Genomic DNA, 10,705 nt, shown 5'->3' with positions numbered 1-10,705 from the left:
GCCACGCAAGGGCTCAGCGATAGCGCAGCTGAACCCCCACCTGGCCCTGAACGTCGCGCAGGGCCAGCAGCAGGTCGTCGCTGGGGGCCACTTTCCACTCATCGGCCAGCTCCAGCCACCCTACGGCGTCCGGATGGCGATACTGCAACCTCACCGGCAGGCCTTCGCTATCCCGGTAAGGCGCAAGGCTGTCGCGCAGGCTATCCACCAGGCGGCCATTGATCTGCCCGGCATCCAGCGCCAGTTCCACGGCCTGGCCATAGCGCACCCGGGCGGTGACCATCGGGGTGACGTCCTTGCCGCGCAGGCGCAGCCCGCCCGAGAAGTCATCGCTGGAGACTTCTCCCTCGACGATGATGACCTGATCCGACTCGATCTGACCGCGCAACTGGTCGAACAGCTCACCGAACAGCGACGCTTCGATACGCCCGGTGCGGTCATCCAGCGTGATGAAGGCCATGGTGTCGCCACGCTTGGACTTCATGGTGCGCATGGCCACCACCAGCCCTGCCACCCGCTGGGACTCGCGGGACGGCTTGAGGTCGCTGATGCGCGTAGAGACGAAGCGCTTGAGCTCGCGCTCGTACTCATCGATGGGGTGGCCGGTAAGGTAAAGCCCCAGGGTGTCTTTTTCACCCGAGAGACGCTCGCGGTCGGTCCACTCCCGGGCATGACGGTACTCGGCGTACACATCCCCGGCCTCTTCTTCGGCAGCAAACGCGTCCCCGAACATGTCCAGCATGCCCAGATTCTGGTTGGCATGGTTCTGGGCGGCGGCCTTGAGGGCGTCTTCCATGGCGGCAGCCAGCACGGCACGGTTGGGGCCCAGGGTGTCCAGCGCCCCGGAGCGAATCAGCGCTTCGAGGGTGCGCTTGTTCATGCGCTTGGGGTCGATACGGCGGCAGAAATCGAACAGGTCCTTGAAGGGGCCATCGGCATTGCGCGCCTCGACGATGGCACCTATCGGGCCTTCGCCCACGCCCCGGATGGCCCCCAGGCCGTACACTACGCGGCCTTCCGTATCCACGGTGAACTTGTAGCCACCCACGTTGACATCCGGGGGTGTCACGGTGAGCTTCAGATGGCGGCACTCTTCGATCAGCGGTACCACCTTGTCCAGGTTGTCCATCTCGGTGGACATGACCGCCGCCATGAACGGGCCTGGGTAGTGGGCCTTCAGCCATGCAGTTTGGTAAGAAACCAGCGCGTAGGCCGCCGAGTGCGACTTGTTGAAGCCATAACCGGCGAATTTCTCCACCAGGTCGAAGATGTTGCCCGCCAGGTCCTTGTCGATACCGTTGGCGGCACAGCCTTCCATGAAACCGGAGCGCTGCTTGGCCATCTCTTCGGGCTTTTTCTTGCCCATGGCTCGGCGCAGCATGTCCGCCTGGCCCAGGGTGTAGCCCGCCATCACCTGGGCAATCTGCATGACCTGTTCCTGGTACAGGATGATGCCGTAGGTCGGCGTCAGTACCGGTTTCAACAGCTCATGCTGGTAATCCGGGTGTGGATAAGATACTTCCGCCCGGCCATGCTTACGGTTGATGAAGTCATCCACCATGCCCGACTGCAGCGGGCCCGGACGGAACAGGGCCACCAGGGCGATCATGTCGTCCAGGGAGTCGGGCAGCAGCCGCTTGATCAGCTCCTTCATGCCGCGGGATTCGAGCTGGAACACCGCCGTGGTCTCTGCCCGCTTGAGCATTTCGAAGGTCTTGCCGTCGTCCAGCGGGATGGCATCGATATTGAGCGGGCCCTGGCCTGCTGCATCGCGCACCTTGTCCACCATCTCCAGCGCCCAGTCGATGATGGTGAGGGTCCGCAGCCCCAGGAAGTCGAACTTCACCAGCCCAGCGTCTTCAATGTCGTTCTTGTCGAACTGAACCACCAGCCCGGCGCCATCCTCGTCACACAGCAGCGGCGAAAAATCGGTCAGCTTGGTGGGCGCGATGACCACGCCCCCCGCGTGCTTGCCGGTGCCCCGGGTGGTGCCCTCCAGCTTCAGGGCCATTTCCCAGATCTCTTCCGCCTCTTCATCGTTGTCGATGAACTCCTTGAGGGCGGGCTCCTGCTCGATGGCCTTGGCCAGCGTCATGCCCACTTCGAACGGGATCAGCTTGGAGAGCTTGTCCCCCAGCGAGTACGGCTTGCCCTGGGCACGGGCCACGTCACGCACCACGGCCTTGGCGGCCATGGTGCCGAAAGTGACGATCTGGGAGACCGCGTTGCGGCCATAGCGGTCGGCAACATAGTCGATGACCCGGTCGCGCTTCTCCATGCAGAAGTCGACGTCGAAGTCGGGCATCGAGACACGCTCGGGGTTGAGGAAGCGCTCGAAAAGCAGGTCGTAGCCAATCGGGTCCAGGTCGGTGATCTTCTGGGCGTAGGCCACCAGCGAGCCCGCGCCGGAACCCCGCCCAGGGCCAACGGGCACGCCGTTGTCCTTGGCCCACTGGATGAAGTCCATGACGATCAGGAAGTAGCCCGGAAACCCCATCTGGATGATGACGTTGAGCTCGAACTCCAGGCGGTCACGGTAGCGCTGCTCGATCTCACGGAAGGCGTCGCCGTCGCGGGGGTACTCCTCGGCGGGAAATAGAAAGTCGAGCCGCTCGGTCAGGCCGTCATGGGAGACCTTGCGGAAGAACTCATCCTGGGTCATGCCCTCGGGGATGCCGAATTCCGGCAGGAATATCTCGCCCAGGCGCACATCCACGCTGCAGCGCTCGGCAATCATCACGCTGTTTTCCAGCGCTTCCGGAATGTCGGCAAACAGGGCCGCCATCTCTTCCGGGCTTTTCAGGTACTGCTCTTCGGTATAGCGGCGCTCGCGGCGTGGATCGTCCAGCGCCTTGCCTTCCCCGATGGCGACACGGGTTTCATGGGCCCAGTAATCGTCGCGGGCCAGAAAGCGTACGTCGTTGGTGGCCACCACCGGCGTGTTGGTCTCGATGGCCAGCTTGACGCTGGCGTGCACGCAGGCTTCCTCCAGCGGCCGCCCTGTGCGCACCAGCTCCAGGTAGAAACGGTCGGGAAAGGCCTGCTGCCACTCCTCCAGCAGTTGGCGCGCTTCACGCTCGTGTTCCGATAGCAAATGACGGCCAATGTCGCCATCGCGGCCGCCGGACAGCGCAATCAGTCCGTCGCTCTGGGCCAGTACCCACTGTTTGTCGAGAATCGCCCGCCCCTGGCGCTGCCCGTGGGTCCACCCCTTGGAGATCAGCTCGGTGAGGTTGCGATAGCCGTCCTGGTTCATGGCCAGCAGCGTAATGCGGTACGGGTGCGCTTCATCGTGAGGATTGGCCAGCCACAGGTCGCTGCCGATGATGGGCTTGAGCCCCGCTCCTTGCGCCGCCTTGTAGAACTTCACCAGGCCAAACAGGTTGGTCTCGTCCGTCAGCGCCAGCGCGGGCATCCCCCGTTCAGCGGTGGTACTGACCAGCGGCTTGAGCTTGACCAGACCATCGACCAGGGAGTATTCACTGTGCAAACGAAGATGAACGAACGGAACCGTCATGAGACTCTCAGCATAAAGCGCAAATGAAAAAAGGCAGCGCTACAGCAGCGCTAACTGACGCTGTACCGGCGCAAAGCTTTTGCGGTGTTCGGCCAGCGGGCCATGGGCTTCCAGAGCCGCCAGGTGCTCTTTGGTCGGATAGCCCTTGTGGCGCGCAAAACCATACTCAGGATAGCGTAAATCCAGCGCGGCCATCTGTGCGTCCCTGGCCACCTTGGCCAGAATCGAGGCGGCGGCAATCGCAGGGTGGCGCGCATCGCCTTTGACGACGGCCTGCCCCGGCAAGGCGTGCCCCGGCAGCCGGTTGCCATCCACCAGCAGGTATTCGGCGGCGGGCATCAGGGCATCGATGGCACGGCGCATGGCCAGGTGCGTGGCATGATAGATGTTGAGCGTGTCGATTTCGGCGGCGCTGGCCTCGGCCAACGCAAAGGCCAATGCCCGCTCCCGTATCTGCACGTCCAGCTGCTCCCGCTTGCGGGCCGTCAGCTTTTTCGAATCGGTCAACCCTTCGATGGGCGCCAGGGGGTCGAGAATCACCGCCGCAGCCACCACGCTGCCGATCAGCGGGCCACGCCCCACTTCATCCACACCGGCCAGGTAGGGGCCGGTATAGGCCACTACCAGCGGGGGATAATCACCCGCATCAATGGCCATCCGTGACGGCCTCCAGCGGCTGCCCCGCCGCCAGCGCCGCCACGGCCTGGGCAGCACGCTGGCTGGCATTGCGCTGTAGCGCGGCGTGCATGGCGGCAAAGCGCTCTTCCAGCGCCTGACGGGTGGAAGCTTCCTCCAGCAGCTCGCCCACCTGCAGGGCAATGGCCTCCGGCGAGGCGGCGTGCTGAATCAGCTCGGGAACCACACTCTCCTGGGCGATCAAGTTGGGCAACGAGATCCAGGCCGTCTTGACCAGCCGCTGGGCAAGCCAATGGGTTGCGGGTGCCATCTTGTAGGCCACCACCATGGCCCGGTGGCACAGCATCGCTTCGAGAGCGGCCGTACCTGAGGTGAGGAGCACGGCATCACTGGCCACCATGGCCTCTCTTGCCTGGCCGTCCAGCAGCGTTACCGACGGATGCAACGCGGGGTAGCCGGACAGCAGCTCGGCAAGCTCCCGATGCCGCTGGGCTGTCGCCGCAGGGATCACGACCTGCAGGCCAGGATTGCGCTGGCAAAGCAGCGTGACCGCCGCCAGGAAGGTCGCTCCCATGAAGCGGATTTCATTGCCACGGGAGCCCGGCAGCAGCGCCAATACCGGCCCGTCGAGCTTTAAGCCCAATGCTTCACGGGCCGCCTGACGGTCGTTGACCAAGGGCAGCTCATCCGCCAGGGGGTGGCCCACGAACGCCACCGGCACGCGATGCTGACGGTAGAAGTCGGCCTCGAAGGGCAGCAGCGTCAGCATGCCATCCACGGCCTTGGCAATGTTCTTGACCCGCCCCTGGCGCCAGGCCCATACCGAAGGGCTGACGTAATGGGCCGTGGTCACGCCCGCTTTCCGCAGCTGTTTCTCCAGCCCCGTGTTGAAATCGGGCGCATCGATGCCAATCATGATGTCCGGCTGCCAGGCCAGCGCGTCTTCACGCAGGGTACGGCGTACGCGGATCAGCTCGGGAAGGTGCTTGAGCACCTCGACCAGCCCCATCACCGATAGCGTTTCCAGTGGAAAGCGGCTTTGCAGGCCCTGAGCTTCCATGCGTGGCCCGCCCATCCCGCGAAACTCCACGTCAGGAAACCGGGCGCGTAGCTCACGCATGAGCCCCGCGCCCAGAATATCGCCAGAGAGTTCGCCTGCCACAAGGTATACGCGTTGCAGTGTCATGGAGACAAGACAGCCAGTTGAGGTGTATTAGCGCACGATACCGCGCGTGGAGCGCTCGATGGAGTCGGCAAACTGCGCGACTTCCGGCAGGTCGAAGCGGCTGCGCATATCGCTGACAGCTTGTTCGACGGTCAGCCCTTGGCGGTAGACCAGCTTGTAAGCAGTGGTCAGGGCGGCAATCGCCTCGCGGCTGAAGCCACGGCGCTTGAGGCCGACCAGATTCAGGCCACGCGCTTCAGCAGGGTTGCCGTTGATCATGACGAACGCCGGAGTATCCTTGGTGATGATCGAGCCACCGCCCGCCATGGCATGGTCCCCAAAGTGGCAGAACTGATGCACCGCCGAGAGCCCGCCCAGAATGGCATGGTTGCCCAGCGTCACGTGCCCTGCCAGGGTGACCTGGTTGGCCAGGATGCAGTCGTTGCCGATCACGCAGTCATGGCCAACGTGCACGTATGCCATGAACAGATTGCGCGACCCGATGGTGGTTTCGCTGCGATCCTGCACCGTACCACGGTGCAGCGTCACCCCTTCACGGATCACGTTATCGTCGCCCATGACCAGCCGCGTCGGCTCACCGGCGTACTTCTTGTCCTGGCAATCTTCACCCACCGAGGCAAACTGGAAAATACGCGTGCGCTCACCCAGCACGGTAGGCCCCTTGATCACCACGTGGGGGCCGATGACGGAACCGGCGCCGATGGTGACATCGGGCCCGATTACGCTAAAAGGGCCGACCTCGACGTCATCGGCCAGTCGTGCCGTGGGGTCGACCAGTGCAGTAGGATGTATCAAGCCACCTTCCTCTCGGCACAAATGATTTCTGCTTCACACGCCAGCTCGCCGTCCACCGTGGCGCGACAGGCAAATTTCCAGATGCCGCGCTTGCCACGAATGACGTTGGCTTCCAGCGTCAGCTTGTCACCCGGCATGACCGGGCGCTTGAATCGTACGTTATCGCTGCCGACCAGATAGTAGACATAGCCATCTGCCGGGAGCTTGTTGACCGTCTTGAAGCCCAGAATGCCACACACTTGCGCCAGTGCTTCGACGACCAGCACGCCCGGCATGATGGGGTGATGCGGAAAATGACCATTGAAGAATGGCTCATTGATGCTTACGTTCTTGTACGCCACGATGGCTTCGCCCACGGTCAGTTCCGTGACTCGATCCACCAGCAGGAAGGGATAGCGGTGGGGCAAGTATTCGCGAATTTCGTTGATATCCATAACCATCGTAACGACCTCTAAATAGACATAGCGCCTGAACCCTGTCAGGCAGGTACCAGCACTCCTGCTGGCCAAAAGGCAGAGGATTATAACTTGCTGTTATCAAGCCTCAAGCCACTCGTCCTTGAATTCCTTGTTTGCTTCACGATTCTCGCTGGCTTTTTTCCAATCGCGCCAATCGTTTGGCAATATCATCCAGCTGTTTGAAGCGCACTGCGTTCTTGCGCCATTGAGTGTTGCTCATGGCGCCCGTGCCGGAGGAGTAGACACCTGGCTCATGAATCGAGTTGGTGACCAGACTCATGCCCGTTACCTGCACCCCGTCGCACAGGGTCAGGTGACCCGACAGGCCAACGCCGCCACCCAGCATGCAATGCTTGCCCACTTTGGTGGAGCCCGCAATGCCTACACAGCCCGCCAGGGCGCTGTGGTCGCCAATCGTGACGTTATGGGCGATCTGCACCTGGCTGTCGATCTTGACGTCATTGCCAATGACCGTATCACCCAACGCACCACGGTCGATACTCGAACAGCTGCCGACCTCGACATCATCGCCAAGGATCACGCCGCCCAACTGAGCGATCTTGTGCCAACCGGCACCATCATGAGCGAAGCCGAAACCATCGCCACCGATCACACAGCCGCTTTGCAAAATGGCGCGCTTCCCGACGATGACACCGTGGCACACCGTCACGTTGGCGTGCAGCCGAGTATCGTCGCCCAATCGGCTGTCGGCACCCACCACGCTGCCTGCGCCAATCACCACACGATCCCCCAGCACCACGCCAGACTCGATCACCGCATTGGCCTGAATCGAGATACCCTCGCCCAGGGTGGCATCTTCCGCCACGATGGCACTCGGGTGGATACCCGGGACATCACGCGCAGGCAACGGGTCAAACAGCTGCGACAGTTTGGCATAGCCAAGATAGGGGTTGCTCATTTCCAGCCGCGGCACGGGGCAATTCTTGCCGTGCTCTGGATGCAGCAGAACGGCGGCTGCACGCGTGGTGGCCAGGTCTTTGAGATACGCACGATTGGCAAGAAACGCCACCTGATCGGGCGTTGCTTCCTTGAGGGTGGCCAGGCCACGAATTGGCTGGTCGGCGTCGCCCTCGAAATCAACGTCCAAGTGACGTGCGATATCGGCTAGGGTGAGGTGTTGAGAAGCGTGCGTCATGGGAGCCCAGGAAAGCAGCGGTGCGGCCAACGAGCGCCGCACCCACGGTCATGAATTAGTTCAGCGAATCAAAAATCTGCGTGACCTCGTTGGTCACGTTGGGAAGATCCGTCGAAGAGTGCAGCACTCCCTGCGGCTCTACCAGCACGTCGATGTTGTGACGCTCCAGCACCTGCTCGACGGCACGCTCAAGCTTCGACTCGGCGCTTTCGAGGAACTGCTGCTCGGAGGTTTGCTGCGCCTGCATCACTTCACGACGAAGCTGCTCGAAACGGCTGCCCTTCTGCTGCAGCTCGGCAATCAGCGCATCGCGCTCGGATTGCGACATGGTCTCGCCCTGCTGCTGCAAGCGAGTTTGAAGCTGCTGCAGCTCGTTACCCAGCGACTGAGCTTCGCGCTGCTGGCCACCAATCTGGCTTTCCAACTGGCTCAGCGAGGATTGTGCCGACTGGGTGTTCATCAGCGCTGCGCGCCAATCCAGTACAGCGACTTCAGCCGCGTAGGCGGGTAGCGTCATGGCCCCGAACAGGCACACAGCGGCGGTCAGTTTACGCATTATCATGACACTCCTTGAATTAGAACGTTTGGCCAAGCGAGAACTGGAAGAACTGCGTATCATCGCCACTTTCATCGTTTAACGGCTCTGCGATGCTGAAGGTCAAGGGACCCACGGGCGTCAGCCAGGAAAGGCCAATACCCACACTGTAGCGTAAATCGCCCAGATCTACGCCGGAACTGCAACGCTGGCGGCCCGCGTCTTCTTCCAGCACGTCATAGCAGGAGCTCAGGAAGGTATTACCGGCATCCAGGAACAGCGAAGGCTGTACCGAGCGCTGGTTCTCGACGAACGGCATCGGGAAGAGGACTTCTGCGCTGCCTTGAACCAGCACGTTACCCCCGAGGGTACGGTCACGTGCACCCTCGCGGGCGGGCGTGGTGCGCTGCCCCAGAGTATTGGACGTGAAGCCACGCACCGAGCCCAGGCCCCCTGCATAGAAGTTCTCGTAGAAGGGGTAAGGGTCATTGCTGGCCAGAGTATCGGCATAGCCCAGGTTACCGCTGAACTTGAATGCCCAGGTCTCATCGTCGTTGATCGGGAAGAGCTGCTGCGCGCGGGCCTGAACCTTGTAGTACTCCGCATCGCTGCCCGGCACACCGGTTTCCAGCGAGAGACGCTGGTAATTACCTGCCGTCGGCATGATACCGCGGTTCAGGTTGTTGCGGGTCCAGCTGGCGGTCAGCTTCAGGCTCTGAGCGTTGTCACCCTCGTCTTCTACGTAACGGCGAATTTCAGAGGCCGTATCGAAGTAGGTCTTGACGGTGATGTCTTCGATGCTCGCCCCGAAGTTGAGCCGCGACAGCTCACTGATGGGGTAACCGAAGTTGATGCCCGCGCCGTAGGCGTCGGTGGAGAACGTGGAAATATCGGAGTCGGCGTAGTCCGTCTCGCGATAGAAAACGTTATAGCCCCGTGAAATACCGTCCAGGGTCCAGTACGGGTCGGTAAAGGCAAAGTTCACGCTGGTGAACGTGTCACTGCGCTGAGCACCGATGTTGACGCGGTTACCGGTACCCAGGAAGTTGTTCTGGGCCAGACCGACGCCGTAGATCACCCCGGCGCTCTGCGAGAAACCGACGCTGGCCGAGACCGAACCAGACGGCTGCTCTTCGACGTTGTAGGTCACGTCCAGCAGATCAGGCTGCCCTGGCACGGGCTGAGTGTCGACTTCCACCTGGCTGAAGAAGCCAAGACGCTCCAGACGCTGGCGCGACTGGGTGATGGATTCCGTGGAGGCAGGCGCGCCCTCCAACTGAATCATTTCACGGCGCAACACTTCATCCTGCGTGGTGGTGTTACCAAAGAATTCAATACGACGCACGTAAGTACGCTGGCCTGGGTCGACGGCGATCACCAGATCGACCGTTTCACCGTCACCGGCCATTTCAGGGATACCGCGCACCTCGGCAAAGGCAAAGCCTTCGGCCCCCAGGCGCTGACGCAGGGCTTCCGTAGAGGCGTTGACGTCGCCACGGGAGAAAATTTCGCCACTGCTGACCTGCAGCAGGTTGCGCGCTTCGCTTTCGCTGATTTGCAGGTCTCCGGCAAACCGAATGTTGCCGACCCGATACTGGGTGCCTTCGTCGATGTTCAGCGTCACGAAGATCTCGGACTTTTCAGGCCCAATCGAGACTTGCGTGGAGGTCACGTCGAAGTTGACATAGCCACGGTCGAGGTAGAAAGAGCGCAGGCGCTCGATGTCCCCCGAGAGCGCTTCCCGGGAGTACTCGTCCCGCGAGAACCAGCCAAAGAAACGTCCTGGGCGGTCGTTCAGCTCGAAGACGCTACGCAGCGTGTCGTCATCGAAGTCACGGTTGCCCACGATATTGATCTGGCGAATCTTGGCCACTTCACCTTCGTTGATATCGATGTTGACCTGCACTCGGCCTTCATCGATTTCATCCACGGCGACATTGATGCTGGCACTGTAGCGGCCCTGCGCCTGGTACACCCCTTCCAGTTCACGCTCGATGTCGTCCAGGGTAGAGAGCTGCAGCACTTGCCCTTCGGAAAGGCCGGACTGGCGCAGGCCATTACGCAGGTCGTCATCGGAAATCTGACGGTTGCCGGTAATGTTCAGGCGAGCAATGGTGGGACGCTCGACGACCTGGATGACCAGAACATCGCCTTCGCGGGCCAGCGAGACGTCCTCGAACAGGCCGGTGGCGAAAAGGTCACGCGCGGCGGCGGCCAGCTGCTGCTCATCGACGCGGTCATTGGCACTGACAGGAAACGCATTAAAGACCGAGGCGGCGGATACCCGCTGTAGTCCTTCCACACGAATGTCCGAAACATCAAAGGATTGTGCCTGGGCGCCGCTGGCGCCCGCCAGCAAGAGTGCCGCCATTCCAAGGGTCTTGATTTTCATGCAGTCAGTTCGCTCGCGTTGGTCTGCCTG

Annotated in this window: 8 protein-coding genes; all 8 read right to left on the bottom strand. The window is 61.8% G+C overall.

Annotated elements, in window-relative coordinates:
- Window positions 1-13: 13 nt before the first annotated feature.
- Window positions 14-3,517, bottom strand: a complete 3,504-nt coding sequence (dnaE, locus tag IE061_RS12540) for a DNA polymerase III subunit alpha (protein WP_193461747.1) — start codon at window positions 3,515-3,517, stop codon at window positions 14-16.
- Window positions 3,518-3,556: 39 nt separating this feature from the next.
- The gene (gene rnhB / locus IE061_RS12535; protein ID WP_193461746.1) at window positions 3,557-4,174 is read right to left on the bottom strand and encodes a ribonuclease HII; all 618 of its coding nucleotides are present in this window, start codon (window positions 4,172-4,174) and stop codon (window positions 3,557-3,559) included.
- Window positions 4,164-5,339, bottom strand: coding sequence for a lipid-A-disaccharide synthase (gene lpxB, locus IE061_RS12530; RefSeq protein ID WP_193461745.1), 1,176 nt, complete (start codon window positions 5,337-5,339; stop codon window positions 4,164-4,166). The genes rnhB and lpxB overlap by 11 nt, the downstream gene beginning before the upstream one ends.
- A 27-nt stretch (window positions 5,340-5,366) precedes the next feature.
- Entirely contained in the window at window positions 5,367-6,134 is a 768-nt protein-coding gene (gene lpxA / locus IE061_RS12525; RefSeq protein ID WP_039175241.1) for an acyl-ACP--UDP-N-acetylglucosamine O-acyltransferase, read from the bottom strand.
- Window positions 6,131-6,574, bottom strand: coding sequence for a 3-hydroxyacyl-ACP dehydratase FabZ (fabZ, locus tag IE061_RS12520; RefSeq protein ID WP_026001844.1), 444 nt, complete (start codon window positions 6,572-6,574; stop codon window positions 6,131-6,133). The genes lpxA and fabZ overlap by 4 nt, the downstream gene beginning before the upstream one ends.
- 136 nt (window positions 6,575-6,710) lie before the next feature.
- Entirely contained in the window at window positions 6,711-7,748 is a 1,038-nt protein-coding gene (gene lpxD, locus IE061_RS12515) for a UDP-3-O-(3-hydroxymyristoyl)glucosamine N-acyltransferase (RefSeq protein ID WP_039175343.1), read from the bottom strand.
- Window positions 7,749-7,803: 55 nt separating this feature from the next.
- Window positions 7,804-8,304: an OmpH/Skp family outer membrane protein gene (locus IE061_RS12510; protein ID WP_039175240.1), complete on the bottom strand. Its 501-nt coding sequence runs from the start codon at window positions 8,302-8,304 to the stop codon at window positions 7,804-7,806.
- 19 nt (window positions 8,305-8,323) lie between these two features.
- Window positions 8,324-10,675, bottom strand: a complete 2,352-nt coding sequence (gene bamA, locus IE061_RS12505) for an outer membrane protein assembly factor BamA (RefSeq protein ID WP_373294982.1) — start codon at window positions 10,673-10,675, stop codon at window positions 8,324-8,326.
- Between the last annotated feature and the right edge of the window lie 30 nt (window positions 10,676-10,705).

The organism is Vreelandella hamiltonii (assembly GCF_014651795.1).
GTDB classification, from domain to species: Bacteria; Pseudomonadota; Gammaproteobacteria; order Pseudomonadales; family Halomonadaceae; genus Vreelandella; species Vreelandella hamiltonii.
This window is presented reverse-complemented; position numbering and strand designations above follow the sequence as displayed.

Excerpts from the sequence above, each read along its gene's own strand:
- dnaE (WP_193461747.1), bottom strand. The coding sequence starts at position 3,517 with ATGACGGTTCCGTTCGTTCATCTTCGTTTGCACAGTGAATACTCCCTG.
- rnhB (WP_193461746.1), bottom strand. The coding sequence starts at position 4,174 with ATGGCCATTGATGCGGGTGATTATCCCCCGCTGGTAGTGGCCTATACC.
- lpxB (WP_193461745.1), bottom strand. The coding sequence starts at position 5,339 with ATGACACTGCAACGCGTATACCTTGTGGCAGGCGAACTCTCTGGCGAT.
- fabZ (WP_026001844.1), bottom strand. The coding sequence starts at position 6,574 with ATGGTTATGGATATCAACGAAATTCGCGAATACTTGCCCCACCGCTAT.
- lpxD (WP_039175343.1), bottom strand. The coding sequence starts at position 7,748 with ATGACGCACGCTTCTCAACACCTCACCCTAGCCGATATCGCACGTCAC.
- IE061_RS12510 (WP_039175240.1), bottom strand. The coding sequence starts at position 8,304 with ATGCGTAAACTGACCGCCGCTGTGTGCCTGTTCGGGGCCATGACGCTA.
- bamA (WP_373294982.1), bottom strand. The coding sequence starts at position 10,675 with ATGAAAATCAAGACCCTTGGAATGGCGGCACTCTTGCTGGCGGGCGCC.